Origin of the sequence: Amycolatopsis albidoflavus (assembly GCF_039525725.1) — a bacterium.
GTDB lineage: Bacteria > Actinomycetota > Actinomycetes > Mycobacteriales > Pseudonocardiaceae > Amycolatopsis > Amycolatopsis albidoflava.
Map to the genome: position 1 here is coordinate 955,979 of NZ_BAAAHV010000012.1, position 25,703 is coordinate 981,681.

General features: G+C 70.2%; 27 protein-coding genes. 15 read left to right on the top strand and 12 right to left on the bottom strand.

Annotation, left to right across the window (positions count from 1 at the left end; all coding sequences use genetic code 11):
* Positions 1 to 39: 39 nt before the first annotated feature.
* Complete coding sequence (locus ABD156_RS22710; protein WP_344276990.1) at positions 40 to 1,515, top strand: FAD-binding oxidoreductase; 1,476 nt, start codon at positions 40 to 42, stop codon at positions 1,513 to 1,515.
* Here ABD156_RS22710 and ABD156_RS22715 read toward each other — a convergent pair.
* Entirely contained in the window at positions 1,512 to 2,930 is a 1,419-nt protein-coding gene (locus tag ABD156_RS22715; RefSeq protein ID WP_344276993.1) for an FAD-dependent monooxygenase, read from the bottom strand. The genes ABD156_RS22710 and ABD156_RS22715 overlap by 4 nt on opposite strands.
* Before the next feature lie 68 nt (positions 2,931 to 2,998).
* Here ABD156_RS22715 and ABD156_RS22720 point away from each other — a divergent pair, with 68 nt between their 5' ends.
* Entirely contained in the window at positions 2,999 to 3,499 is a 501-nt protein-coding gene (locus ABD156_RS22720) for a MarR family winged helix-turn-helix transcriptional regulator (protein ID WP_344276996.1), read from the top strand.
* Positions 3,500 to 3,503: 4 nt separating this feature from the next.
* On the opposite strand, the gene ABD156_RS22725 is transcribed toward ABD156_RS22720, so the two are convergent.
* Positions 3,504 to 3,920: a VOC family protein gene (locus ABD156_RS22725; protein ID WP_344276998.1), complete on the bottom strand. Its 417-nt coding sequence runs from the start codon at positions 3,918 to 3,920 to the stop codon at positions 3,504 to 3,506.
* 167 nt (positions 3,921 to 4,087) lie between these two features.
* Between ABD156_RS22725 and ABD156_RS22730 the strand changes: the two genes are divergently transcribed.
* Together ABD156_RS22730 and ABD156_RS22735 are read left to right on the top strand one after the other, a co-directional pair.
* The gene (locus ABD156_RS22730; protein ID WP_344277000.1) at positions 4,088 to 5,137 is read left to right on the top strand and encodes an LLM class F420-dependent oxidoreductase; all 1,050 of its coding nucleotides are present in this window, start codon (positions 4,088 to 4,090) and stop codon (positions 5,135 to 5,137) included.
* Between the two features lie 82 nt (positions 5,138 to 5,219).
* The gene (locus ABD156_RS22735; protein ID WP_344277002.1) at positions 5,220 to 5,735 is read left to right on the top strand and encodes a DUF1877 family protein; all 516 of its coding nucleotides are present in this window, start codon (positions 5,220 to 5,222) and stop codon (positions 5,733 to 5,735) included.
* A gap of 17 nt (positions 5,736 to 5,752) precedes the next feature.
* Here the strand turns inward: ABD156_RS22735 and ABD156_RS22740 are convergent, their stop codons facing one another.
* Positions 5,753 to 6,646 carry an aminoglycoside phosphotransferase family protein gene (locus ABD156_RS22740; protein WP_344277005.1) on the bottom strand — a complete coding sequence of 298 codons (894 nt, stop codon included), beginning with the start codon at positions 6,644 to 6,646 and terminating at the stop codon, positions 5,753 to 5,755.
* Positions 6,647 to 6,740: 94 nt separating this feature from the next.
* Positions 6,741 to 7,052, bottom strand: a complete 312-nt coding sequence (locus ABD156_RS22745; RefSeq protein WP_344277008.1) for a helix-turn-helix domain-containing protein — start codon at positions 7,050 to 7,052, stop codon at positions 6,741 to 6,743.
* 151 nt (positions 7,053 to 7,203) lie between these two features.
* Here ABD156_RS22745 and ABD156_RS22750 point away from each other — a divergent pair, with 151 nt between their 5' ends.
* The 3 genes from ABD156_RS22750 (at position 7,204) to ABD156_RS22760 (ending at position 9,854) form a co-directional block, all read left to right on the top strand.
* Positions 7,204 to 7,479 (top strand): hypothetical protein, encoded by a 276-nt coding sequence (locus tag ABD156_RS22750; protein ID WP_344277011.1) that lies wholly within the window; start codon positions 7,204 to 7,206, stop codon positions 7,477 to 7,479.
* A gap of 228 nt (positions 7,480 to 7,707) precedes the next feature.
* Positions 7,708 to 8,139, top strand: coding sequence for an Hsp20/alpha crystallin family protein (locus tag ABD156_RS22755; RefSeq protein ID WP_344277014.1), 432 nt, complete (start codon positions 7,708 to 7,710; stop codon positions 8,137 to 8,139).
* A gap of 473 nt (positions 8,140 to 8,612) precedes the next feature.
* Entirely contained in the window at positions 8,613 to 9,854 is a 1,242-nt protein-coding gene (locus ABD156_RS22760; protein ID WP_344277016.1) for a flavin-dependent oxidoreductase, read from the top strand.
* A gap of 6 nt (positions 9,855 to 9,860) precedes the next feature.
* Here ABD156_RS22760 and ABD156_RS22765 read toward each other — a convergent pair whose 3' ends face one another.
* Together ABD156_RS22765 and ABD156_RS22770 are read right to left on the bottom strand one after the other, a co-directional pair.
* Positions 9,861 to 10,337 carry a cupin domain-containing protein gene (locus ABD156_RS22765; protein ID WP_344277019.1) on the bottom strand — a complete coding sequence of 159 codons (477 nt, stop codon included), beginning with the start codon at positions 10,335 to 10,337 and terminating at the stop codon, positions 9,861 to 9,863.
* 64 nt (positions 10,338 to 10,401) lie between these two features.
* A complete protein-coding gene (locus ABD156_RS22770; protein WP_344277021.1) occupies positions 10,402 to 11,256 on the bottom strand; it encodes a MaoC/PaaZ C-terminal domain-containing protein in 855 nt (284 codons plus the stop codon).
* A gap of 117 nt (positions 11,257 to 11,373) precedes the next feature.
* Here ABD156_RS22770 and ABD156_RS22775 point away from each other — a divergent pair, with 117 nt between their 5' ends.
* Together ABD156_RS22775 and ABD156_RS22780 are read left to right on the top strand one after the other, a co-directional pair.
* Positions 11,374 to 12,351 carry an NADPH:quinone oxidoreductase family protein gene (locus ABD156_RS22775; protein WP_344277024.1) on the top strand — a complete coding sequence of 326 codons (978 nt, stop codon included), beginning with the start codon at positions 11,374 to 11,376 and terminating at the stop codon, positions 12,349 to 12,351.
* A gap of 39 nt (positions 12,352 to 12,390) precedes the next feature.
* On the top strand, positions 12,391 to 13,008 hold the full coding sequence (locus ABD156_RS22780) for a TetR-type transcription factor C-terminal domain-containing protein (protein WP_344277027.1): 618 nt from the start codon (positions 12,391 to 12,393) through the stop codon (positions 13,006 to 13,008).
* Between the two features lie 54 nt (positions 13,009 to 13,062).
* Here ABD156_RS22780 and ABD156_RS22785 read toward each other — a convergent pair whose 3' ends face one another.
* A complete protein-coding gene (locus tag ABD156_RS22785; RefSeq protein ID WP_344277030.1) occupies positions 13,063 to 14,238 on the bottom strand; it encodes an iron-containing alcohol dehydrogenase in 1,176 nt (391 codons plus the stop codon).
* Positions 14,239 to 14,413: 175 nt separating this feature from the next.
* Between ABD156_RS22785 and ABD156_RS22790 the strand changes: the two genes are divergently transcribed.
* Genes ABD156_RS22790 through ABD156_RS22800 form a run of 3 tightly spaced genes read left to right on the top strand, consistent with a single transcriptional unit; the run spans position 14,414 to position 17,504 of the window.
* Entirely contained in the window at positions 14,414 to 16,012 is a 1,599-nt protein-coding gene (locus ABD156_RS22790; RefSeq protein WP_344277033.1) for an AMP-binding protein, read from the top strand.
* A gap of 27 nt (positions 16,013 to 16,039) precedes the next feature.
* Positions 16,040 to 17,062 (top strand): NADPH:quinone reductase, encoded by a 1,023-nt coding sequence (locus tag ABD156_RS22795; protein ID WP_344277036.1) that lies wholly within the window; start codon positions 16,040 to 16,042, stop codon positions 17,060 to 17,062.
* Positions 17,063 to 17,087: 25 nt separating this feature from the next.
* Entirely contained in the window at positions 17,088 to 17,504 is a 417-nt protein-coding gene (locus tag ABD156_RS22800) for a VOC family protein (protein ID WP_344277039.1), read from the top strand.
* 4 nt (positions 17,505 to 17,508) lie between these two features.
* Here ABD156_RS22800 and ABD156_RS22805 read toward each other — a convergent pair whose 3' ends face one another.
* A complete protein-coding gene (locus tag ABD156_RS22805; protein ID WP_344277627.1) occupies positions 17,509 to 18,072 on the bottom strand; it encodes a helix-turn-helix domain-containing protein in 564 nt (187 codons plus the stop codon).
* A 70-nt stretch (positions 18,073 to 18,142) separates the two neighbouring features.
* Between ABD156_RS22805 and ABD156_RS22810 the strand changes: the two genes are divergently transcribed.
* The gene (locus tag ABD156_RS22810; RefSeq protein ID WP_344277042.1) at positions 18,143 to 18,838 is read left to right on the top strand and encodes an AzlC family ABC transporter permease; all 696 of its coding nucleotides are present in this window, start codon (positions 18,143 to 18,145) and stop codon (positions 18,836 to 18,838) included.
* The gene (locus tag ABD156_RS22815) at positions 18,838 to 19,158 is read left to right on the top strand and encodes an AzlD domain-containing protein (RefSeq protein ID WP_344277045.1); all 321 of its coding nucleotides are present in this window, start codon (positions 18,838 to 18,840) and stop codon (positions 19,156 to 19,158) included. The genes ABD156_RS22810 and ABD156_RS22815 overlap by 1 nt, the downstream gene beginning before the upstream one ends.
* A 138-nt stretch (positions 19,159 to 19,296) precedes the next feature.
* Here ABD156_RS22815 and ABD156_RS22820 read toward each other — a convergent pair whose 3' ends face one another.
* The gene (locus tag ABD156_RS22820) at positions 19,297 to 20,889 is read right to left on the bottom strand and encodes a M4 family metallopeptidase (protein ID WP_344277048.1); all 1,593 of its coding nucleotides are present in this window, start codon (positions 20,887 to 20,889) and stop codon (positions 19,297 to 19,299) included.
* Positions 20,890 to 21,334: 445 nt separating this feature from the next.
* Here ABD156_RS22820 and ABD156_RS22825 point away from each other — a divergent pair, with 445 nt between their 5' ends.
* Complete coding sequence (locus ABD156_RS22825) at positions 21,335 to 23,446, top strand: elongation factor G-like protein EF-G2 (RefSeq protein ID WP_344277051.1); 2,112 nt, start codon at positions 21,335 to 21,337, stop codon at positions 23,444 to 23,446.
* Between the two features lie 87 nt (positions 23,447 to 23,533).
* Here ABD156_RS22825 and ABD156_RS22830 read toward each other — a convergent pair whose 3' ends face one another.
* From ABD156_RS22830 to ABD156_RS22840, 3 genes are read right to left on the bottom strand one after another with little or no spacing between them, the layout of a single operon-like run.
* On the bottom strand, positions 23,534 to 24,046 hold the full coding sequence (locus ABD156_RS22830; protein ID WP_344277055.1) for an XdhC family protein: 513 nt from the start codon (positions 24,044 to 24,046) through the stop codon (positions 23,534 to 23,536).
* A 15-nt stretch (positions 24,047 to 24,061) separates the two neighbouring features.
* A complete protein-coding gene (locus ABD156_RS22835; RefSeq protein WP_344277058.1) occupies positions 24,062 to 24,547 on the bottom strand; it encodes a LemA family protein in 486 nt (161 codons plus the stop codon).
* Positions 24,544 to 25,686 (bottom strand): glycosyltransferase family 4 protein, encoded by a 1,143-nt coding sequence (locus ABD156_RS22840; RefSeq protein ID WP_344277630.1) that lies wholly within the window; start codon positions 25,684 to 25,686, stop codon positions 24,544 to 24,546. The genes ABD156_RS22835 and ABD156_RS22840 overlap by 4 nt, the downstream gene beginning before the upstream one ends.
* Positions 25,687 to 25,703: the final 17 nt, after the last annotated feature.

Sequence of the window (25,703 nt, forward strand, 5' to 3'; positions counted from 1 at the left end):
CGGGCTGCCCGCCCCGGCCTTCCCCTTCCGGGAGGAGCCATGACCGGACGCGCGATCGGGCCGGAAGACCCGCGCTACCCGGATTTCACCGCCGGAGTCAACCAGCGCTACACCGCGAAACCGGCGTCGGTGCACCTGCCGCGCACCGCCGACGAGGTCGCCTCAGCGGTCTCCGGCGCGAGCGGACAGCTCTCGATCCGCAGCGGCGGGCACTGCTTCGAGGATTTCGTCCACCACGAGGGGGTCGACGAGATCCTCGATCTCAGCGAACTGTCCGAAGTGGACTACGCGGACGGCATCTACTCCGTCGGAGCCGGGGCGCGGCTGCAGGACGTCTACGAACGGCTGTACCGCGGCTGGGGTGTGACGATCCCGGGCGGGATCTGCTACTCGGTCGGCGCGGGAGGCCACATCACCGGCGGTGGCTACGGCCTGCTGTCGCGGCGGGACGGCCTCACCGTCGACCACTTGCACGGCGTCGAGGTCGTTCTGGCCGACGGCCGGACGATCGTGGTCACCCGCGATTCGTCCGGTCCGGAGGCCGATCTTTTCTGGGCGCACACTGGGGGTGGCGGCGGCTCGTTCGGCGTGGTGACACGGTTCCTGTTCCGTGCGCCGCTCGTCCGGCCGCCGTCCGAAGTGCTCGTCGCGGCCTTGTCGGTGCCGTGGGCCGAGCTCGACGAACGGCGGTTCGCGCGGCTGCTCGGCGGTTACGCGCGCTGGCACCACGAGCACCGCGCGCCGGACTCGCCGGGCGCGGCGCTGTCGAGCCTGCTGATGCTGAACCACCGCTGCAACGGGACGGTCGGCCTGGTGGCGCAGATCGACGCCGGCGCACCGGATTCGGACCGGCTGCTCGACGAGTACCTCTCGAGCGTCCTCGGCGATCTGGCGGCGACCGGGTTCGCGCAGGCCGGCGAATTCGGCCCGATGCCCGGACTCGCCGCTGCGCGGCGGCTCCCCTGGCTGCGGGCGACGCGGCTCCTCGGCACGAACACTCCGGTGCTCGCCGACCCGACCTTGCGCGCCGAGCACAAGTCGGCTTACGTCCGGAGCACTCTGCCGGAGTCGCAGCTGCGGACCGCCTACGAGTATCTGACCCGGCCGGACGTGACGAACCCGGAAACCATGCTGGTCGCGTTTTCCTACGGCGGCGCGATTTCCGCAGTCGACCCGGCCGCGACCGCGGTGGCCCAGCGCGACAGCACGTTCAAGCTGCTGTACCAGGCTTTCTGGTCCACAGTGGACGCGGATGCGGCGAATATCGGCTGGGTGCGGGACTTCTATCGCGCGATGTACGCGGAGACCGGCGGGGTGCCGGTGCCGGGCGAGGTCGCCGACGGGTGTTATATCAACTATCCGGACGCCGATCTGTCCGATCCGGACTGGAACACGTCCGGAGTTCCTTGGCACGACTTGTACTTCAAGGACAATTACGCACGACTGCGGCGGGCGAAGACGCAGTGGGACCCGGAGGATGTGTTCCGGCACCGCCAGTCGATCCGGCCTGCCTAGCGCGGGCCGAACCACCCGGCGAGGGCGGCGGCGAGCCCTGAGTCCGGTCCAGCCCACGCGACGTATCCGTCCGGGCGCAGCAGAATCGCCGGTTCGCCGAGATCCTCGTCGTGCGCAACAACGTCAACGCCGTCTTTCCACTTCGCCGCCACGTCTTCGGCACCGGCAGCACCGGGACCGAGCAGGAGCACCGGGCGGCCCGGATGCAGCATTTCCGCGACCGTCCGCTCGCCGAGCGGGAAGTTCGGCAGGAACTCCCCCGTCCTGCCGCGGCCGTCGCCGTAGCGCACGCCCTGCGCGCTGACCCGGTCGCTGAGCAGCCGGTTGCCGTCCGAAGTGGACAGCAGGTCGGCGACCAGCGCGCGCAGCGGTTCGAACTCCGGCCCCGGCCGCATCAGCGCGGCTTGCGCACGGGTGTTCTCGATGACGGCTTCGGCGACCGGATGCCGTTCCGCGTGGTAGGTGTCCAGCAATGCGTCCGGAGCCGTGCCCGCGACGACCATCGCGAGCTTCCAGCCGAGGTTGAACGCGTCCTGCAGGCCGAGATTGAGCCCCTGCCCGCCGAGCGGCGCGTGCACGTGGGCCGCGTCGCCGGCAAGGAAGAGCCTGCCGCGGCGGTAGGAGTCGGCCAGGCGCGTGAAGTCGCTGAACCGGCCGACGAACGTCGCGTCGGACATCGGCACGTCGTGGCCGAGGATGCGCGAGGCGGCCGCCCGAAGATCCTCGAGACCTGCCGGGGCGCCGCGTTCCGGGAGCGGCTCGGTGAACTCGTGGGTGAGGATCCTGCTCTGTCCGGCCGGGTTGACGTTGATCAGCGTCCAGCCGGTCGGCCCCTGCGTCCAGCCGCCGGGCACCCGCGCGGGGTCGCCCAGCCTGGCCAGGCCGAGAAGCCCGGCGAACGTGGCCGGGTGGGTCGTCCCGGTGAACCCCGCCTCTTCGCGGACAATGCTGCGGGCGCCGTCGCAGCCCACGACGTAGTCGGCGGTGAGTTCGCCGTGGTCGGTGGAGACGCTGACCTGCTCGCCGTCGTCCCGGACCCCGGTCACCCGGCGGCCGCGCAGGATCGTGACGCCGAGCGAACGGGCCTGCGCCTCGAAAAAGCGCTCGATGTCGGATTGCGCTTGCCCGACCATCGGCGCGCCTTCGAGCGCGGGCGATTCCAGCGTCAGCACCGGACGGCCGCCGAAGTGGAACGGAGTCTCGACGATCGTGCGCGGGTCGCGCGGCGGCGGCACGGGCAGATAGCCACGGCGCAGCAACGACTGTGCGGTACGCGCGTGCAAAGTCCCCGCACGTGGTTCGTCGTGCGTGGCAGTGAGTTTCTCGACGACTGTCACGGGTACACCGTGCCTGCCGAGTTCGGTGGCCAGCAGCATGCCGACCGGCCCGCCGCCGACGACGATCACTCCGGGCATCTTCCCTCTCCTTCGCTGCGGAGCCGAAAGGTACGAGGTCGTAATGTCCGTCATTGTATAGTACGAAGATGGAGCGTGACTTCGTCGACGACGTCCTGGACCAATGGCGCGCGCAACGCCCAGACCTCGACCCCGCCCCGCTGTCGGTGCTGGCCCGCCTGACGCGGATCGCGCGCCGGGTGACCCGCCGCCTCGACGAAACCCTGAAGGACTACGGCGTTCTCCACGCGGACCTGGACATCCTCGCCACTCTGCGGCGCGCGGGGGCGCCGTACGAGCTGACCCTGTCCGAGATCGCGCGCTGGATGCTGGCCGGCAACAGCACCATGACCAGCAGGCTGGACCGGCTGGTGGCCGCGGGTCTGGTCGACCGCAAGCAAAACCCGGCGAACCGCCGCACCGCGCTGATCCGGCTCACCCCGGCCGGGCTGGCCCTCGTCGACGAGGCGGTCGCCGTGGAACTGGCCGAGCAGGAGAAGCTGGTGAGCGGCTTGAGCGGCGAGGACCAGCGCGAACTGGCCGATCTGCTGCGCAGGCTGTGCCGTTCGATGGGCGAGATTCCGGACTGAGCGCTCAGGATTGCCGCTGGGCGATGTCGACCATCCACGTGATCCCGAACTTGTCCACGAGCGAACCGGCCTCGTCGCCCCACGACTGTTTCTCCAGCGGCAACGTCACGGTGCCGCCAGCGGACAGCTTCTCGAAGCAGCCCCGGAGCTTGCCGTCGTCGCCCCCGAGGAACAGCGCGACATTGTTGCCTGACTGGAAGGACACCCGCTCCGGCACGTCCCACGCCATCACCGTGTAGCCGTCCGGCGTCCTGAGCACGGAGTGCATGATCTGGTCCGCGTCGCCGCCGGGAGCCTCCGGAGAGCCGAAATCGCCGTAGGTGCCCAGGTCCAGTTCGCCGCCGAGGACTTCCCGGTAGAACTCCATCGCCTGCCTGGCGTTTCCGGCGAAGGCGAGGCACGGGTTGAGCTGGGATCCCATCCGATACTCCTTGGTTCGAGGCGGAAGCCGAGCTTCTCAGGCGAATCACGACACCCTGTGTCAGGTATTCCCGGAAGTCCACTGTGGACTCGAGGCAACCCCTATCGCGCCCCCTGAACCCGGGAACCACCGGTGTCCTTTCAATTACCAGCAGTAACGTCGGCCGCATGAAAATAGGACTCAACATCGGTTATTGGGGCGCCGGCAACGACGCGACGAACCTCCTGCTCGCCCAGGAGGCCGACCGGCTCGGGTTCTCCGTCGTGTGGGTGGCCGAGGCCTACGGCTCGGACGCCGCGACCGTGCTGGGCTGGCTCGCCGCGCGCACCGAACGCGTCGACCTCGGCAGCGCCATCCTGCAGATCCCGGCCCGCCGCCCGACCATGACCGCGATGACGGCGGCGACCCTGGACAACCTCTCCGGCGGCAGGTTCCGGCTCGGGCTCGGGGTTTCCGGGCCGCAGGTGTCCGAGGGCTGGTACGGCGTCCCGTTCCGGAAACCAGTGCAGCGGACCCGCGAATACGTCGACATCGTGGGCAAAGCGCTGCGCTACGAACGGGTCCGGCACGACGGCGCGCACTTCCAGCTTCCGCTTCCCGGCGGCCCCGGCAAAGCACTGCCGCTGGCGGTGCCGCCCGCTCGCGAGCACATCCCGCTCTACCTCGCCGCCCTCGGCCCGCAGAACCTGGAACTCACCGGCGAAATCGCCGACGGCTGGCTCGGCCTGTTCTTCTCCCCCGAGCACAGCCACGAATCCCTGGACCGGATCCGCGCCGGCCGCGAGAAAGCCGGCGCCACCCTCGACGGATTCGACGTCGCGACCACCGCCCCGCTCGCCGTCGGCGACGACTGGCTGGAAGCGGCCGACCACGCCCGCCCCTACGTCGCCGGATTCGTCGGCGGAGCGGGCAGCCGCGAGAACAACTTCTACCGCGACCTCATGGCCAGGATGGGATACGAGGCCGCCGCCGACGAGGTCCGCGAGCGGTACCTGACCATGGACTACGCCGGTGCGATGGCCGCCGTCCCGACGGAATTCCTCGACAAGACCTCGCTTCTCGGCCCGAAACAGCGCATCGCCGACCGGATGCAGGCGCTCGCCGAGAGCGGCGTCACCACTCTTGCGCTCTCCCCCACTCATCCCGATCCGGAAGCCAGCAAGCGCGCTCTGCGAGTCGCCGCGGAAGCCCTTGACGCGTCTGGTGTCGGCGACTGATCCACAGTGGACACAACGCTGGGATGCGTTGCCACAGCGCATGCCTTCCGACGCGCGGCCGAGCCTTGACATACTGGACGGCATGGCTGTCACCCAGCAGCTCGCCCGAATCCCCGCCGCGCAACTCGCCGCTTGCCGGGAGTCGGCGGACGCGCTGGACGCACTCTGCTCGTTCACCGCGGCTCCGGACGAGGCCTACCTCGATCTGAACTGGTGGCCGGTCATCCTGAAACGGGCCTGGGCGATGGCCGGAGCCGACGAGCGGACCTTCGCCTTGCTGCGGCGTGGATTCGACGGCGACGAGGAAGTCAATCCGGCCTACCGCGACTATCCCTACGGGATCTTTGACCACCCGGTGACCGCACTGGAGCCGCCCGAGGTCAAGGCTGTCGCCGAAGCGTTGCGTTCCCTGACCCCGGAAGCTGTGCACGCCGTCGTGCCGTCGGACCCGGCGCAGATCGAGGCGAAACTGAGCCCGACCGCACTCGAGGTGCGCGGTGATCTGGCCGGGTTTCTGGCCGAGCAGCACACCATCCTGCGCGACTTCTACGAGGAAGCCGCGCGTCGCCAGCTCGCCGTCGTGCTGTGGTGGGACTGAACCTTCCGGCCGAAACCTCAAACGCCCTTCAGCACCCGGTCGAGCGCCGCCCGGCCCGCGGGTCCCCAATGCGGCTTGCCGCCGGGAAGGCCGCGATCGCCGTTCTGCCCCATGAGGATCAGGAAAAGGCTCTTCATCGCAGCCAGCCCGCGCGCACGCCGGATCGCCGGTTCGTCCGCCCGCGCGTAACTGTCGAAGAACCGCGAAGCCGTCCCCTCGGGCAGCAACACCCAGGCAGCGGCCAGATCCCACGCCGGATCGCCGGCGAACAGATCACCGAAATCGACGATGCCCGAGAGCGTTCCGTCCGAGACCACGACATTCGCGGGATGGAGATCGCCGTGCACCCACACCGGCGGCCCCTCCCACGCGCCGGCCTCGACGGCATCGTCCCAGACCGCCCGGACGTCGGCGGCGAGGTCGTCGAGGACAACGGCCTGGAGGAATTTCTCGAAGCCGGCCGTGCAATCCCGAGGATGGGCTCCGCGATCCGCGGCGACCGGGGCCTCGGCGGGCGCGGGCACATGGAGCGCCCGGAGGAACTCCGCCAGCGTGTCGGCCGAGTGGCCGCGGCTGATCGTGCCGTGGTCGAGCGGTTCGCCGGGAACCCACGTCATCACGGTCCAGTACTTGGGGAAACGCACGGACGGTTCGCCGAACCGTACCGGCGTCGGCACCGGAAGCGGCAGGTGCGGAGCCAGCACGGGCAGCCATCGCCGTTCCTTGAGCTGCAGCTCCGGGGTCGGGTCCATGCGCTGCACGCGTACGGCCAGATCGTCGCCCAGACGCCACATTTGGTTGCCCCAGCCGCCCGGCACCTCGCTAATCGCCAGCTCGGCGAGGTCTGGATGCTGTTCTCGCAGCAGGTCGCGGACCAGGTCGGCGGTGATCACGATCTCGGGGCCGGTCATGCGAAGCGACAGTACCGATGCGGCAGCGTCCGCCTCCGCCCGGCAGTGACTGCGGTGCGGCACAAGGGAACTCTTCGAGGAATTCCGGCCGCCGTCAGCGCTCGCCGAGGCGGGCGCGGAGGCCGGTGATGACGTCGTGGGCGTCGGCGAGTTCGTCCTGCAGGCCGATGATCCGCGCGGCCGAGGCGAGGGAATGTCCCTCGTCCAGTTGTTCGCGCAGCCGCACCACCAAGGTCAGCTGACGGCGGGAGTAACGGCGATGCCCGCCGCCGGAGCGTTCGGGCCGCACCACGGCCGCGGTGTCCAGGCTGCGCAGGAAGGCCTGCTGAACGCCCAGCATTTCGGCGGCCTGCCCGGTCGTGTAAGCCGGATAGTCCTGGTCGTCGAGCCTGTCGAGTCCGGTCACGCGCACCTCCTCTCCGGGATCCCGTCGCGCCAGCCTGCACAAGATTATCTCGGCTCGCTGCTTGACACAATCTACAGTCCGCGCTATAGAAATTGTGAGACGCGATAGCTGACCTGGGTGCTGGGACGACGTAACCGGGGAGTGATCGACGATGCCGGACACCATCGGCCGCCGGGACGCGGCCGCCAGCGAATTCGCCGAGCTGATCTGCGCCGATCCGGCCTGGCTGCGCGCCGAATTCGAGGCGATCGTGGCCTTCGGCTTCGGCGACGCGCCGCTGCACGGCGATACCCCCGGTCCGCGGAACGCCGGGCGCGAGGCGCGGCAGGCCACGACGAGCGTGTGGCGGGCTTGGCCGCCGGAGCGCCGCGAGCGCTCCCCTCCGACGCGGAGCGGAAGCACTGCGGCGGCATTTTTCGGGAGGTGATAGAGCACGCACAGATCATCGAGGTTGTTTCACCTGAACTGGTTCCGGTCCCGCCGCTCTGCCCGGCGGCGGGACCGGGTCTCCGCGGCGGCCGCCGGTCCGTCAATCCGAGGTCAAGAAGATCTGCGGTCACAGGAGCAAGAAACCCGGGCAAACACGCGACAGCCCGCCTCCGGCCGAGCGCGCCGGACGGCGGGCAGCAGGGAAGGAGAATGGAGGCGCATGGTCATGTTGATGCGAACTGACCCGTTCCGGGAGCTCGATCGGCTGACCCAGCAGTTCTTCGGCGGCAACGGCACCACGACCCGCCCGGCGGTGATGCCGATGGACGCCTACCGGTCCGGCAACGACTACGTGGTGCAGTTCGACCTGCCCGGCGTCGCGCCGGAGTCGATCGACCTGGATGTCGAGCGCAACGTGCTGACCGTGAAGGCCGAACGCAGGCCCGAGTACGGCGAGGACGCGGAGGTCCAGGTCTCCGAACGGCCACGCGGGGTGTTCTCCCGGCAGCTTTTCCTGGGCGACACGCTGGACGCGGACCGCATCAAGGCCGACTACGACGCGGGCGTGCTCACCCTGCGGGTGCCGATCGCCGAGCAGGCCAAGCCCCGCAAGATCGCTATCGGCGGCGACAGCGAAACCAAGCAGATCAACGCCTGACTGTCCCGAGACCGGCCCCGCCCGCCGCGGGCGGGGCCACGGCGACCCGGCGCGCCGTTCGATTCCGTCGCCGCCCGACGCTTCCGCCGCCAGCCACCCCATGCCCAGCACGGCGTGCAGCGGCAGTCGCACCCGGCGTGCGGTGGCCGCGACCCTCGCACGCCGACCGCCAGCGGAGTCGCTGCCCGGGGACGCGCCGTCCTGCTCCTGCCCGGCGACAGTCGGTCCAATCGCGACATCACCGCCGAACTGTGCCTGGCGGAGCGCACGGTGAAGGTTCCTGCTGGCACAAGTTCAGGCGGACAGCCGGACACCGGCTGGGCGGTTCCCGCTGATCGGCCCGCAGGCAACCGTCCGATATGGACAGTTGGCCGCCGGGAAGAACCTCCTCCCGCCCGGCCCCCTCCACTCGGCGGTAGCGCCCCCATCCGATCTCCGCCACCCTGAGTCGATCGACGACAGGGAGGTTCGCGGTGAAGGTCGTGATCGTCGGAGCGGGGATCGGCGGGCTGGCCGCGGCCCTGCGGCTGCACCGCGAAGGCGTCGAATGCGCGGTCTACGAACAAAGCGCCCGCATCGGCGAACTCGGCGTCGGCATCAACGCCCTGCCGCACGCGGTCAAGGAACTGGCCGCGCTCGGGCTGCTCGACCAGCTGGACGAGATCGGGATCCGCACCCGCGAGCTGTCCTACACCCACCGCCTCGGGCAGGTGATCCTCCGCAAACCCTGCGGTCTCGACGCGGGCTTCGCCCTCCCCCAGTACTGCCTGCACCGAGGCAGGCTGCGCGACCTGCTGCTGCGGGCAGTCCAAACGCGGCTCGGCCCCGACGCGGTGCGGACCGGATACCGGCTGACCGGGTTCGACCAAAGCGCACAAGGCGTCCGGGCGCACTTCGCCGAGCGGGACAGCGGCGCCCCGGTCACCGCGACCGGCGACGTTCTCGTGGCGGCCGACGGGATTCACTCGGCCGCGCGAGCCCTGTTGTTCCCCGAGGAGGGACCGCCCCGCTGGAACGGCGTCCTGATGTGGCGCGGCGCCACCGACTGGCCGGAATTCGGCGGCGGCGCTTCGATGATCGTCTCCGGCGGCACGGCGGCCAAGCTGGTGATCTACCCGATCGGACCGGGCAAGAGCGCGGGCAGCAGGCTCACGAACTGGGCGGTCTGCATCCGGACCGGAGAGCCCGGCGCCCCGCCGCCGGACCGGCAGGACTGGGCCAAACCCGGCGACCGGGCTGAGCTGGCCCGGCACCTCGGGCGGTTCCGGTGCCCGGCGGTCGACCACTCCGCGCTGGTCGAGGCCACCGAGGAGATCTTCGAATTCCCGATGTGCGACCGGGATCCGCTGCCCGCGTGGTCGCACGGACGCGTGACGCTCCTGGGCGACGCCGCCCATCCGATGTACCCGATGGGTTCCAACGGCGCCGGCCAGGCCATCCTCGACGCGTCCAGCCTCGCCTGGCACCTCACGCGGCGTTCCGATCCCGTCGAGGCGCTTCGCGCGTACGAAGCCGATCGTCTTCCGGCCACCAGCGACATCGTGCTGCGCAACCGCCGGGGCGGGCCGGAAAACGTCATCGACGAAGTCGAACGGCGGGCCCCGGAAGGCTTTACCCGCCTGGAAGACGTGATCGACACAGCCACGCTCGAGGCGATCGTCGCGGGCTATGCCCAGGCTTCCGGGGCCTCCCAGCAGCAGGTGAACCGCGCCTGAGCCGGGTCAGGCGCCCTCCACCGAACCGGGCGGCAGGAACTCGACGTCGTGCAGCGCCGACACCCGGACCACCTCCGCCGGGTCCGTCAGATTGTGCAGCTTGTCGAACAGCGTCGCGAGCTGCCCGGCCGGGCTCACCCAGAACAGCCCGCGGGTCAGGCCCTCGCTGCGGTTGTAATACGCGTGCGGAAGCCCCTTCGGCATCCGCACAGTGTCGCCGGGGCCCGCGGTCTCCCACTTGCCGTCGAGGTAGAGCGTGAACACGCCTTCCAGGATGTAGATGTGCTCGTCCTGAGTCGGATGGACGTGCGGCGGCACTCCGGTGCCGGGTGGGTCGAGGGTCTCGAACGCGAAGCTCGACTCGCTGGCCGCCTTCATCGAGTAGGTGTGGCCGAGCACGTTCCACACCTTGTTCCGCATGCCCTCGCGGGCGGGCGTGATCCCCTTGGGCAGGGGACCGAGCACGATTTCCTCGCCGGTCATCACACCTCCTGGCCGATGTTTCGTCCGACTCTGCGCTATCGCGCCGCCGGTGTACAGCCGCCAGTCACGACGACTCGGCCGCGAAGGCGAGGAGGCCGTCCGCGAGCACTGGTGTCCCGTCCGCCGCGCGCACGTCGAAAGCGACGGTCCCGGGACGTGTCCGGCCCGCGTGGACCGACAGCGTCATCCCCGGGAAGACCGGGTTGGTGAAGCGGCAGTCGACCCCGGTGACGTCAGGGCCCGGGTAAGCGCGGGTCACGGCGGACACTGCCCGCGCGAGTGTTTCGGTGCCGTGCAGGACCGTGTCGGCCAGGCCCGCCGCACGCGCGACGCGAATGTCGGTGTGGATGGGGTTCCAGATCCGCGCGCACTCGCTGTAAACGACCGCGTTGGCGGTGTCGGTCTCGAACGTCGCGATCCGGGAGAGTTCGGCCGGCCGGGGTTTTGGTGACGCGGCCGCGATTTCGCCGCCTTCAAGCCGGACACCGCGGTACAGCGTGCTCACCTGCGAGGTGACGAGGAGCGTTCCGCCGGGCGTCGTGGTGCGGAACTCCGTGACGATGAGCGCTGCGCCCGTTCGCGCCTCAGCGCGGTGCAGCCGTGCCTCGGTCCGCACCCGCTCGCCGGGACGCAGTGGTGACCGCAGCCGGATCCGGTGCCCGACATGCAGGCCCAGCCTCAGCGTGTCCTCGGACAGCTCGATCCCCGGAGCCCCTTGCTCGATGAGCGGCCATTCGACGCAGACCGGGAACACCGGGTGGCCGACGATGCCGCGGTCGAGATCGAAGAACTCGTCGCGGGTGTCGCCGACGGCGGCCGCGAAGGCGCGCAGCCAGCGCTCGTCGACGCGGCTCTCGGCCGTCCGGACCAGCCCGGGGCTGTCGGTCGGCAGTACTCGGATCACGTGCTCGGTCGCCATGGGCCGCCCGTCCTCGCTTGCCAAAAACTGAACAGTCGGTACAGTAACAGAACCTCGCCGGGCGCGGTCCGCCTTCTCGCGGACCGGCCGGCCCGCAATCCGACTTGAGGGAGCACAGTGCGCGCTATCCGGATTTCCTCGCTCGACGGACCCGCCGCGGTGGAACTGGTCGAGGTGGCCGAGCCCGAGGCCGCCGCCGGCGACATCGTCATCGACGTGAAAGCCGTCGGCGTCAGCTTCGTCGACGCCCTGATGACCCGCGGCCAGTACCAGGTGCGGCCCGAACTACCGTTCGTTCCCGGCGTCGAGGTGGCCGGGATCGTCCGGTCGGCTCCCGAGGGCGCGGCGGTCAAGGCCGGCGACCGGTGCGCCGCCTACGTCCCGCGCGGCGGATACGCCGAGGTGGTCGCCGCCAAGCCCGCGGTGACGTTCCCGCTGCCCAGCGAGCTCTCGTTCGAGCAGGGCGCGGCCTTCGCGATGAACTTCCAGACCGTCCACTTCGCCCTGGTCCGGCGCGGCCGGCTGCGCGCGGGCGAGCACGTGCTGGTGCACGGAGCCGCGGGCGGAGTCGGCACGGCGGCGATCCAGGTGGCCAAGGGCCTCGGCGCGATCGTCACCGCGGTGGTCGACTCCCCAGGCACGGTCGCCGTCGCCGAAACCGCGGGCGCGGACCACGTCGTGGTGGCCGGACCAGGCTGGGCCGACGCGGTGCGCGCCGCCGCCCCGAAGGGAATCGACGTCACCGTGGACCCGGTCGGCGGCGAGTATTTCGCGGACTCCATCCGGCTGCTGCGCCCGGAAGGCCGGCACCTGGTGATCGGGTTCGCGGCGGGCGGGATCCCGGAGATCGCGGTGAACCGGTTGCTGCTCAAGAACATCGAGGTCGTCGGCGTGTACTGGGGCGGTTTCGTCGAACGGGACGACACCGTCGCGGCCGCTTCCGCCGCGGAGCTCACCCGGCTCGCCCGCGAGGGCTTCGTGCGGCCGGTGGTCGGCCACGTCTTCCCGCTCGCCGACGCCGCCAAGGCGCTGCAGGCCATCGAAGACCGCGCCACGTCCGGGAAGGTCGTTCTCGCCGTCGCGCCGATCGGCTAGCCTCGTCTCCTCCTCCTCGACCAGCGAAGGAAGCGTTCTATGCCTGTGAAGCCCGGCGGCACCGCACGACGCACGAACCGGGCGGGGACGGAAGCCAGGCAGCGCATCATGACGTCCGCTGTCCGGCTGTTCGCCGAGAACGGCTACCACGCCACCGGGATCGAGATGATCTCCCACGACACCGGGATCGGCCGGGGCGCGCTGTACCACCACATCGGCAGCAAAGAGACGCTGCTGTTCGAAATCTGCCACACGCGGCTGTCGGATCTGCTCGAGCAGTCGGGCTGGATCGTCGCGACCGAGACGACGTACCGGGAGCGGTTCCGGCAGCTGATGCGGTCCACCATGCGCAATCTCGCGGAGCACGCGCTGGAGTGGACTGTCGCGTTCCAGGAGTTCAAGGCCCTCACCGGGCAACGGCACGCGGTCATCCAGGACGCGCGCGACCGGTACGAGACGATGGTGGCCGGAATCCTCCGCGGCGGCGCCGAGGCGGGCGAGTTCCGCGAGCTGGATCCCCTGGTGGTCAAGGGCATTCTCGGGCACTACAACTACTCGTACGCGTGGATCCGGCCGGACGGCGAGCGCACTCCGGAGGAGATCGCCGACCTCTTCACCGACACGCTGCTCAACGGAATCCGCCAAGACCCCCGGTAGCTCACGAAAAAGCGGGGCCGATCCGAGTCGGCCCCGCTTTTTCGCGCGCCGTGCTTACCAGACCGCCTCCAGCAGCTCGCGGATCACCGTCTCGTCGACCGTCCGCGGCGATTCGCGGACCACGATGTCGCCCAGCGCGGCCCGCGCGACGCCGTTCAGCTTCTCGCGCCCGACGCCGAACTCGGACACCCGGCGCGGCACGGCGAGTTCGTCGAGAATCCGTTCCAGGCGGTCCGCGGCGGACAGCTCCTCGGCGTCGCCCTGGACCCGCCGCAGCGACTGCGCCATCCGGGCCTGCTCCGCCGACGTCACCGGCTCCAGGAAGCGCATCACGTGCGGAAGCATGATGCAGGAGGTGACCCCGTGCGGGATCCCGACCGCGCCGAGCTGGTGGCCGATCGCGTGCGAGAGGCCGAGCGAGACGTTGTGCACCCCGACGATCGACATCCACGCGGCCTGCAGGCACTTGAGCGCCGATTCGTGGTCGTGCGGATCGCGGACCGAACGCGGGAGGTGCTCGGCGAGGATGGCCAGCGCGCCTTCGGCCAGCGCCGTGGTGAACGGGTGGGCGTTCTTCGCGTAGGCGGTTTCGACCGCGTGGTCCAGCGCCCGCACGCCGGTGGTGGCCCAGAGGTCGCGCGGGGTGCCCGCGCAGAACTCCGGGTCGAGGAAGACCACGCGGGGCGTCGCCTCGAGGTAGACCGTCAGGTCCTTGGTGTCGCGCGATTCGTCGACCGACCCGGCGAAGCCGTCCCATTCGGCCGCCGACAACGTCGTCGGCACCGCGAAGACGGGCATCGGCGTGCCGGTCAGCGGACGACGGCGGATCGTGCTCGGGTACTCGAACTCGAGGTAGTTGCGGGCGAGGTCCTCGACCGAACCGGACCCCTCGCAGAGGCCGATCGCGGCCAGTTTCGCGGCGTCGCACGGCGAACCGCCGCCCACCGCGACGAACGCGTCGGCCTCCGCGGCACGCGCCTGCCCGATCAGCTCCACGATCAGCTCGACCGGGTTGTGCGCCTTGATCCGGGAAAACGTCCCGGCGACCCGGTCGCCGAGGTCGGCGGCCAGTTTCGCGAAGGCCTCGCTCCCGCCGACCGACCTGCCGGTCACGAGGAACACCCGGCGCAGCCCCCGGCGGTCCAGCTCCGCGCCGATCTCGCGCACCGCGCCGGTGCCTTGGACGACCGTCTCGACCCGGGGCATCTCGAACGTCAGGACTTCAGGCATGGGCAACCTCCGGGGTTCGCACGTCGTTGTGGCCGGCCCGACCGGGCAGCGCGCAGAACTGTACCGGTCATCCGGTATTTAGTCGAGACCGCGCCGCGCGTTCTCGCACTTGACGCGATGCGGTTAGCATGAAACTGTACCGACCGTTCGAGAAGTGATCCGAAGGGAGCCCGCCGTGCCTGTGGATCCGAGGGTCCCGCCCCGCGAGGAGCTGGTGCTGAGGTACCTGCTCGAGCGCCGCGCGGTCGAAGACCCGGACAAGGTGTTCGCGGTCTTCGACGGAGGGCCGACCTGGACGCGGGCCGATCTGCTGCGCGAGGTACGGCAAACCGCCGCGGCCTTAGAGGCGCTCGGCGTGCGGCAGTTCGACAACGTCGTGTGCTGGCTGCCCAACGGACCTGACGTGCTGCGGTTCTGGTTCGCGATCAACTATCTCGGCGCGGTGTTCGTGCCGATCAACACGGCGTATCGCGGCGGTCTTCTCGCGCACGTGCTGGACAACTCCGAGGCCGAGATCCTCGTCGCGGACGCCGAACTGCTCCCCCGCCTGGCCGAGATCGGCCCGCGCGAAGGCCTCCGCCTCGCGGTCCAGGTCGGCGACGGCGAGCCCGGCCTCGACGGCATCTCGGTGGTGCGGGCCGCGGAACTCCCGAACCTTGACGGCGAAGTGTCCGAGCCGAGCGTCCCCATCGAGCCTTGGCACACCCAGGCGATCCTTTACACGTCCGGGACGACCGGCCCGTCCAAAGGCGTGCTGAAGTCGTACATGCAGGCATGGTCGGCCTTCGGCCCGGTCTCGATGCCGATCATGACCGCTGACGACCGGTTTCTCATCAACATGCCCGCTTTCCACGCCGGCGGCTCGACCCTGCTCTACGCGATGCTCCTGAACGGCGGCTCGGTCGCGGTGGTCGAACGATTCAGCGGCGAGCAGTTCTGGCGGCAGATCCGGCAGACCGGAGCCACCATGATTTTCCTGCTCGGCGTGATGGCCAATTTCGTGAACCGCCTTCCGCCGGATCCTCGCGACGCGGACAATCCGCTGACCAAGATTTTCGTCGTTCCGCTCCTCGACGACATCGCGGCGTTCTCGAACCGGTTCGGCGTCGACGTCTACACCATCTACAACATGACGGAATTGTCCGCGCCGATCGTGTCCGGGCCGAATCCGGCCGAGAAGGGCACGTGCGGAAAGGCCCGGCCCGGCGTCGAGATCCGGCTGGTCGACGAGGCCGATCGCGAGGTGCCGACCGGCTCGGTCGGCGAGATCGTCCTCCGCGCCGACGCGCCGTGGGCGTTGTCCCACGGGTACTTCCGGATGCCGGAGGCGACGGCGAAAGCCTGGCGCAACGGCTGGTTCCACACCGGCGACACCGCACGCAAGGACGCGGACGGAAACTACTACTTCGCCGACCGTCTCAAGGATTCGATCCGCCGGCGCGGCGAAAACATCTCGTCGATGGAGGTCGAAGCGGAGATCATGGCGCATCCGAGCGTGCGCGAGGCGGCCGTCGTCCCGGTGCCGAGCGAGATTTCCGAGGACGAGGTGCTGGCGGTGATCGCGACCGTTCCCGGAGCGCACCTCGACCCGGTGGAATTGATCCGCTTCCTCGAACCGAGGATGGCGTACTACATGGTTCCCCGGTATCTGCGGTTCGTCCCGGAATTGCCCAAGACGCCGACCGCCAAAATCCAGAAAGCGGTCCTGCGGGAATCGGCTGTCACCGCCGACACCTGGGATCGCGAGGCCGCGGGAATCAAGCTCGCTCGCTGAAAGCCAATGCTCGGAAAGGGTTTATTCGTGAAGGCAGTGGTCTACCGCAGCACCGGCGGCCCGGAAGTGCTCCGTCTCGTCGAGCGCGACCTTCCCGTCGTCGCGCCGGGACAGGTGCGGGTCCGCGTAGTCGTGTCCGGGGTGAACCCGACCGACTGGCGCAGCCGTTCCGGCCAGTCGTCCGCACTGCGGTTCGAGGAACAAGTCCCGCACCAGGACGGCGCGGGTTTCGTGGACGCGGTCGGCGACGGCGTCCAGGATTTCTCGCCCGGCCAACGGGTTTGGCTGTGGGATGTTGCCTTCGACAGCCCAGCGGGAACCGCGCAGGAGTTCGTCTCGGTGCCCGCCCGCCACGTGATACCGCTGCCGGACGGCGCGAGCTTCGACGTCGGCGCGAGCCTCGGCATCCCGGCCCTGACCGCGCACCGCACCCTGACCACCTCGGCACGCGGACCGCGCCGCCTCGGCCCTGGAACCATGACCGGCCGAACCGTCCTGGTCCAAGGCGGCGCCGGTTCAGTGGGACACGCCGCGATCCAGCTGGCAGCGTGGTCAGGCGCGACTGTCCTGGCGACCGTCAGCAGCCCGGAAAAAGCAGAACTCGCCCGCGCGGCCGGTGCCGACCACGTCATCGACTACCGCACCGAGGACGTCGCCGCGCGCGTCTCGCAGCTGGCGCCCGGCGGAGCGCACCACATCGTCGAGGTCGACCTTGGCGCCAACCTGACAACCGACCTGCCCGTGCTCGCCCACGGCGGCAACATCAACGTCTACAGCTACGGCGACGCCGACCGCCTCCCGATCCCGTCGCGGGAAATGCTGGTCAAAAACGTGCAGCTGGATTTCACCTTCACCTACACGACCGACCCGGAAAGCAAAGCGAACGCCCTGGCCGACGTACACGCCGCCGCGGCGGACGGCGCACTGGAGGTCGGCGCCGAGCACGGGCTGCCGATCCACCGGTACGAACTCGACCACGTCGCGGACGCTCATCGCGCGGTCGAGCGAGGAGTCCTGGGGAAGGTTCTCGTCGAAGTGGCTCCGGAATGACCGGCCGAACCGGCATGATGGGGCGATGGCCGACGACGTTCCCGCGCAGACGGTGTACCCCAACCTGAAGTACGCCGACCCCAAGGCCGCCATCGCTTTCCTGACCGAAGCGTTCGGTTTCACCACGCACTTCGTCGTTGAGACCCCGGACGGGACGGTCGAGCATGCCCAGCTTCGTGTCGGCAACCAGCTGATCTTCCTCGGCAAAGACCAGCCAGCCGACCGATACGGCATGCACAGCCCCCTGACACTGAAGGGCACGAGCCACGCTTTGTGCGTATGGGTCCCCGACTCCGCCCTGGACGAGCACCAACGACGCGCGCGGGAACACGGGGCGAGGATCCTGAACCCCGTCCACGCGTCGATCGCCGGAGTCCGCGAATACTCCTGCGCCGACCCGGAAAACCAAGTCTGGACCTTCAGCAGCTACACCGGCGAATGACCGCTCAGTTGTACTCGGAAATCTCCACTCCGAACGTCCCCGGCTCCAGCGCCTCGAAGATGTGCGGCACATCCCCCGGGTAACAGATGTAATCCCCCGGCAGCATCTCCACCGGATCGTCCATGATCCCGATCCGCGCCCGCCCCGCGCACAGCACCGTGTGCTCGACCACGCCGCTCATGTGCGGATCCGACCGCCGCGGGACGCCCGGCTCCGCGCTGACCAGGTAGATGTCCCGGCGCGCCGCGGACGGGCACGCGGACAGCAGGGTGCACGCGTAGTCGGCGTGTTCGGCGAACACCGTCGGGCCCTTGCCCGCGCGGATCACCTTCACCTCCTGCCGTTCCGGCTCGACCAGCCTCGAGAACGGCACGTCCAGCGCGACGCCGAGCGCCCACAGCGTCTCCACGCTCGGGTTGCCGGACCCCGACTCCAGCTGGGACAACGTGGATTTCGCCAGGCCGGCCCGCCGCGCGACCTCGGTCAGCGAGAGGCCGGCGCGGGCTCGTTCGCGGCGCAGGGACGCGGCGATGATGTCCAGCGGCGCGCCCGTGCTCTCGTTCGGCATGTGTGTTCGCTCCATCAGTCTTCTCGTTCGCCTTGACGAACAGGCCCCGACGTGTTCAGCATAGGACACTATGCGTTCGATTTGGCGAACACTCGATCGCGGCCTCGCCCGCGACATCGGTCTCGTGTGCCTGGCCGACACCCTCGTCGGCGTCTCCTACGGCGCCATCGCGGTCGGCTCCGGCTTCCCGCTGTGGGCGCCGATGCTGCTGTCCCTGCTGGTCTTCGCCGGCGCGTCGCAGTTCATGTTCGTCGGCATCGTGGCCTCGGGCGGCAATCCGCTCGCCGCGGTCGCCGCCGGGCTGCTGGTGAACGCGCGGCACGTGCCGTTCGGGTTCGCGGTCGGCGACGCGCTCGGCCGCGGCCTGCTCGGGCGACTGGCCGGAAGCCACTTGATGATCGACGAATCGGTGGCGTTCGCGCTGGCCCAGCGCGAGGCGGACCGGCGGCGGGCGGCGTACTGGGCGTGCGGCATCGGGCTGTTCGTGTGCTGGAACCTCGGGGTCGTCGTCGGCGCGTTCGCCGGGTCCGCGATCAGCGACACCGACGCGTTCGGCCTGGACGCCGCCTTCCCCGCGGTGCTGCTGGCGCTGGTGCTGCCGTCGTTGAAAGACCGGGCCGCTCGGCTGCCGGTGCTGATCGGCGTGGCGGTCGCGCTCGTGGCCACTCCCCTGCTCCCGGCGGGCCTGCCGGTGCTGCTGGCGCTGGTCGGAGTGGTCGCCGGAGCCGCGGCGAAGGAGCCGAAGACCTTGGAAGGAGCGCACTGATGGACGGCGCGGAACTGATCGTCGCGACGCTCGTGCTGGCGGCGGGAACGTTCGCGTTCCGCCTCGCCGGGCCGCTGCTGCGCACGAAAGTGCGGTTGTCTCCGCGAGCCGAGCGGCTGATGACGCTGTCGGCGGTGGTGCTGCTCGCCGCGCTGGTCGCGACCAGCGCGTTGACCCAGGGGCACGAATTCGCCGGGATCGCGCGGCCGGCCGGGGTGCTGGTGGGCGGGGTGCTCGCCTGGCGGAAGGCGCCGTTCGTTCTCGTGGTGATCGCCGCCGCGGCGACTGCCGCTTTGCTCCGGCTCGCCGGAGTGCCGTAACCGCGCCCGGAAAATTGCGCGGCGCCGTTCGAGGCCGAATTCCCGGAAAGCGAATTCGCGCCCGGCGGGCAATAACGATCGGGAGGGGGAGACGAGTGCTCGTCTCTCCCTCCCGCCGGTGGGGAAATCAGTTTCGGGTCATCGAGCGGAAATCGCCCGCGAACCGGTCGCGCCGACGGCGCCACAGGTCGGTTCGTCCGGCTGCGCGGACACGCTCACCGCGTCCCAGGCCGCCTTCACCGAGTTGAACTCGGTGCAGCCGTTGGGGAACAAGCTCTTCGCCGCGGTCAGCGTCCAGGTGCGGTAGCTCTGGTACGAGCTGCCGCTGGTCTTGAGCAGCATCGCGTTGTAGAAGATCTTCACCGCGGTCTGCACGCCGAGCCCGGTGACCGTCGAGTTGTTGCAGGTCGGGCTGGTCGGCTGGCCGTTGGTCGGGTTCGAACCCTCGGCCAGCAGATAGAACCAGTGGTTGCCGGGGCCGGCCGCGGCGTGCACCTCGGTGCCCGGGATCGAGTCGTCGTAGCAGTTCGCGTGGCCGAGCTGCGACGGGTCGTACATGTTGCGGATCGGCCCGCTGCCGGTGAGGTTCACCTGGTTGCCGACCAGGAAGTCGGGGACCGCGTAGGGCGCGGGCTCGTTGGCGAACCATTCGGACGAGGCCCCGAAGACGTCCGCGACGAATTCCTGGGTGCCGCTGCCGGACATGCTGCCCGGGGTGTGGTCGTCGATGCCGTGGCCGAACTCGTGCCCGATCACGTCGAGCGAGCCGATCCACTGGCCCGCGGTGTTGTTCCCGACCTGGACCTGGGTGCCGTCGTAGTAAGCGTTCTGCTCGTTGAGGCCGACGCGGATCGGCCAGGCGCCGCCGTTGCCGTCGAAGCTGTTGCGGCCCAGCCATTGCGTCAGCATCTTGTTCTCTTGCTGGATGCCGTACAGGGCGTCGGCGCAGCCGGTTTCCTTGTCGGTCTCGTCGCCGTTGCCCCAGCTGTCAGTCGACTTCGTGAAAGTCTGCTGAGTGGAGGCGTCCTGGCAGCTGAGGTTCGAGATGGTCGGGTCGGTCATCGAGAAGCCGCCGGCGCCGTCCGACGTCGTGTCGAGGTGCAGCGGCTCCGGGCCGTTCCACACGCCCTGCGCGTCGCCGTAAGCCACGTGCTCCTGAGTGTGCAGGACTTTCCCGGTCGCGGCGTCGACGACGACGTCCAGCTTGCTCGGTCCTTCCGCGTTCCGCCCGGTCACGCGGGTCGTCCAGGCGAGTTTCGGGCTTCCGAGCGCGTACGCGGCCAGCTTCGCGGGCTGCACACTGTCCACAGTGGGCACCTGAGTGCGGGCGATCGCTTCGGCTTGCTTCGCGGTCAGCTTCGGCGACGTGCTGGGCAGGTCGATCGCGGCGGTCTGCGCGACCGAGGTGGCGAGGACCTGGCCCGCGGAGTTCGTGGACACGACGAAGTCGCCGCCGATGACCGGAATGCCTTTGTAGGTGCGGTCGTACGGCACGTACTTCAGCCCGTTGGTCGACGAGATCACCTTGTGCTGCTGGAAAACGTCGTCCTTGCTGGCGTGCAGCGCGGCGGGCCGGGAGGCGACCAGCGCCTGCGCGGCGTTGGCGGCCATCGCTTCGGCGGCCTGCGGACTCTGCGGTTCGAGCGGCTGTGCGTGGGCGGCGGTGGCCGTGGTGACGGCCCCGGCCAGCACCCCTGCTGCGAGCAGCACGAGCGGTCGGCGCGATTTCATCGGCGGTGTTCTCCTCCGGACAGGCCGGATCAGACCCGGGGGTGGGGGCCGGATTCGGAAGTGGAATGGGATCGAACCCCGACAAGAGTCGGGTTTTTCCCAACTCCGGACAACCGACGAAGGTCGCTAAGTTATCAACTTCGCCGCCGTCGGCTCCGATTTCCGCGCTCTGTTTTCCGGAAATTCCTCTTTCCGCCCAAGAATCGCCAGTCGCCCACCTCGGCAGCAGACCGGCGTTAGGGATGAATCCGGCAGGAATTGCCCGGTGAATCCTTTGTGGACAGCCGAAGCCAAGGCAGTCCACAGTGGAATCAAGGGCCCTGGGCCGCCGGAGCCGGAGGCGAGCGAACGGCTGGTCCCGGGCCGTCCGCCTTGCCTCCCGGCGGGTCGCGGGTGTGTGATCGGGGACACAGTTCTTCCATCCGCCGTCGCTGAGGAGGCCGTCATGGCCGACAAGCAGAACAGGAGTGCCGACCCCGGGGCCGCCGTCGCTGTGGACGACCCCGCCAAGGTGCGCAACGTCGTCCTCGTCGGGCCGTCCGGTTCCGGCAAGACCACGCTCACCGAGGCCTTGCTCGCCGCGTCCGGCACGGTGCCGCGCGCCGGTTCGGTCGTGGAGGGCACCACGGTGTGCGACCACGACCCCGCGGCCGTGCGCCAGCAGCGCTCAGTCGGGCTTTCCGTCGCCCCGGTGCTGCACGCCGGGCACAAAATCAATCTGATCGACACCCCGGGGTACGCCGATTTCGTCGGCGAGCTGCGCGCCGGGCTGCGGGCCGCGGACGCCGCGCTGTTCGTCGTGTGCGCCGCCGAGGGCGTGGACGCCGCCACCGTCGCGGCGTGGGAGGAATGCGCGTCGGTGGGCATGCCGCGCGCCGTCGTGGTGTCGCGGCTCGACCACCACCGCGCCGACGCGCTCGCCGAGATCGCCGCCTGCCAAGCCGCTTTCGGCGCGGGCGTGCTGCCGCTGTACCTCCCCGCGCCGGACGGCCTGGTCGGGCTCGTCACCCAGCGCCGGTACGACTACTCCGCCGGCTACCCGCCGCGCGTGAGCGACCCGGACCCGGCCGCGCTGGACGGGCTCGCCGACGCCCGCAACGAGCTGATCGAGGGCATCATCGCCGAGAGCGAGGACGAGACCCTCATGGACCGCTACCTCGGCGGCGAGGAGATCGCCGAGGACGTGCTGATCGCCGACCTCGAAACGGCCGTCGCGCGCGGTTCGTTCCACCCGGTCATCCCCGTGTGCGCGACCAGCGGCATCGGCCTCGCCGAGGTGCTCGACGGCATCGTGCGGGCCTTCCCCTCTCCGCTGGAACACCAGCCGCCCGGCGTGACCAGCCCCGACGGCACCGCCCACGCCGCGCTGTCGGCCGACCCGGCCGGTCCGCTCGCCGCCGAGGTCGTGCGCACCGCGGTTGACTCGTACGTGGGACGCGTTTCGCTCGTCCGGGTGTTTTCCGGGACGCTGCGCCCGGAGAACCCCGTGCACGTCTCAGGCCACGGCCTCACCGAACGCGGCCACGAAGACCACGACACCGACGAGCGCGTCGCCCACCTGTATTCGCCGCTCGGCGCGAACCTGCGCGAGGTGCCGTTCTGCGTCGCGGGCGATCTGTGCGCGCTCACCAAGGTGGGCTCGGCCGAAACCGGCGACACCGTGTCTTCGCCGGACGATCCGCTGCTGATGAAACCGTGGCGGATGCCCGAACCGCTGCTGCCGGTCGCCGTCGTCGCGAAGTCCCGCAGCGACGAGGACACGTTGTCCCGCAACCTTTCCCGCCTCGTCGCGGGCGATCCGACGCTGCGCTTGGAACGCAACGCGGAGACCGGCCAGCTCGTGCTGTGGTGCATGGGCGAGGCACATTCGGAGGTCGTCCTCTCGCGGCTGCGCGCGGGCGGAGCGGACGTCGGCACCGAGCCGGTGCGGATCAGCCTGCGTTCCACGTTCGCGAAATCCGCCCGCGGGCATGGCCGGCACGTGAAGCAGTCCGGCGGGCACGGGCAGTTCGCGGTGTGCGACATCGAAGTCGAGCCGCTGCCGCGCGGAGGCGGGTTCGAGTTCGTGGACAAGGTGGTCGGCGGAGCCGTGCCGCACCAGTTCATCCCGAGCGTCGAGAAGGGCGTTCGCGCGCAGCTGCAGCGAGGTGTCCAGGATGGTTACCCGGTGGTGGATGTGCGCGTGACCCTGACCGACGGGAAGGCGCACAGCGTCGACTCGTCGGATGCCGCGTTCCAGACCGCGGGCGCGCTGGCCCTGCGGGAAGCCGCGGCGGCCAGCCGGATCTCGCTGCTGGAGCCGCTGGACACCGTCGAGGTGAGCCTGCCGGACGAACACCTAGGCACGGTGCTCGGCGACCTGTCGTCCCGCCGCGGCCGGGTGCTGGGCACGGAATCCGGAGAAGGCGGGCACACCGTGGTGCACGCGGAGGTCCCCGCGGCGGAACTGCTCCGGTACGCGGTGGATCTGCGGTCTCTTACGTCGGGGACGGCTACTTTCACGCGCCGGCATGCCCGCTTCGAACCGATGCCGGAGGGGGCGGCGGTCCCGACCTGACCCCGGGCGAAGTCCGTGAGGGGAACCCTGAGGGACTCTGATTCCCTCAGGGTTCCCCTCACGGACAAACCGCGGTGGGCGCCACTGTCAGAACTCGAAACCGCCCGGTCGCCCGTTCCGGTCCGCCACCAGCCCCGCCAGCGTCGCGATCGCGATCTCCGCCGGAGTCCGCGAACCGATGTTCAGCCCCACCGGCCGATGCACCCGCGCGATGTCCGGTTCCGCCACGCCCAGCGCCCGCAGCGCTTCCACGTGCGGACCCGGATGCCGCGGGTTGCCCAGCACGCCGACCCACCGCGTCGGCACCGCCAGCGCAGCCTGAAGGACCGTCCCCAGCTCCGGCCGGTGGTGGTCCGTCACAACGACATCCGCGTCCGGCCCAGGAGAGGGCGCGGTGGTGCGGACCTCGACGCCCTCGGGAGCATCGCTGGCCCGCGCCTCATCCGGCTCGAAAAGCACGGTGTGGTAACCCAAATCGGCGGCATAGCGCAGCAGGTACCGGGCCACCGGCGAGGCGAACACAGCCACCAAAGTCCGTTCGGCGGGCGCTTCTTCGACCTCGCCGTGTGCGACGGCGCAGGCATCGGGTTCGGTCGTCATGCGCCTCAGTCTGCCTCAGAGGTCCGGCTCGGCGAATTCGAAGTACTCCGGCAACGGCGCGGTCCCGGCGAGCTTGAAATACCGCACCTTCCGACGACGCCGCAGCGCCAGCGTGTCCCGCACCGCGTCGTTGTGCACGCGGCGCGCGATGACGACCCGGTGTTCGGCGTCGGTCAGCTCTTCGGCGAGCACCAACGGCAGCCGGGACCGGTCGATCGGGGCCAGGACCAGCGTCAACTCGTTCTCGGCTGCCTCCCGGTCCGGGCGAGAAGCAGCCTCCGCCCGCGCGGCTGCGGCGTGCAGGTCAGCACCGTCGTGCAGCACCGCGGCGACCGCTCGCGCTACCACGGCCCGGCGCGCGAGCGCAGCTTCCAAGGCAGCCCAGCCGGCGTCGGTCCGGACGTGCAGGCGGTCCAGCCGGTTCGCGGTCGCGACCAGGAACAGCCCGCCGAGCACCACGATCGCGGCCGCCGCCACGAGCAGCCACACCAGCACCGTCACGCGAGCTCCCGCTCCCCCGCCGCGACCAGCCGGGGATCCGCCGCGATGGCCGTTTCGTACACCCGCAGCACCTGGGTGACCACGACCGCCCAGTCGTACGCCGTCACCCGCTCGCCAGCCGCGGCCGCGAGCGACGCCCGGCGCGCCGGGTCGCCCAGCAGTTCGCGCAGGCCGTCGGCGAGCGACGCCGGGTCGCCGGTCGTGGTGAGCATTCCGGCATGGCCGTCGTCGAGCACGCGGCGGAACGAGTCGAGGCCGCTGGCCAGCACCGGAGTGCCCGCGGCCATCGCCTCGGTCAGGATCATCCCGAAGCTCTCGCCGCCAGTATTCGGCGCGCAGTAAACGTCCACGCTGCGCAGCGCCCGCGCCTTCGTCTCATCGTCGACCTGGCCCAGCAGTTCGATGTGCGGCCACAACTGCGGCCCCGCCATCCGCCGCAGCTGGTCCGGCTCGCCGCGGCCGACCACTAGCAGCCGCAGGTCCTCGAACTCCGGTAGCAGCCGTCGAGCGGCCTCCAGCAGCACGTCCATGCCCTTGCGCGGTTCGGTGAAGCGCCCGACGAACCCGATCGTCCCGCCTGCGCGCGGGTAGCCGTCCAGCGGCAGCGCGCGGGAGAAGAACTCGACGTCGACGCCGTTCGGGATCTCGACCGCGTCGCCGCCCGCGTGCTCCACCTGCACGCGCCTGGCCAGCGCGGACACCGCGATCCGCGCGGTGATCTTCTCCAGCAGCGGACGCAGCACCGGCTGGAACGCCGCCAGCGTCCGCGAGCGCGTCGTCGCGGTGTGGAAGGTGGCCACGATCGGCCCGTCCGCGACCTTCAGCGCCAGCAGCGACAGGCTCGGCGCGGCCGGTTCGTGCAGGTGCAGCACGTCGAAGCCGTTCTCCCGGATCCACCGCCGCACCCGCGCGTAGGACACCGGCCCGAACTGCAGCCGCGCGACCGAGCCGTTGTACGGAATCCCCAGCGCTTTGCCCGCCGGGTGCACGAAATCCGGCAGCTGCGCGTCCTCGTCCGCCGGAGCCAGCACCGACACCCGGTGCCCGCGTTCGAGCAGCGCCCGCGCCAGGTCGATCACGTGCCCCTGGACCCCGCCGGGGACGTCGAACGAGTACGGGCACACGATCCCGATCTTCAACCCGCGCGCCACCCGGG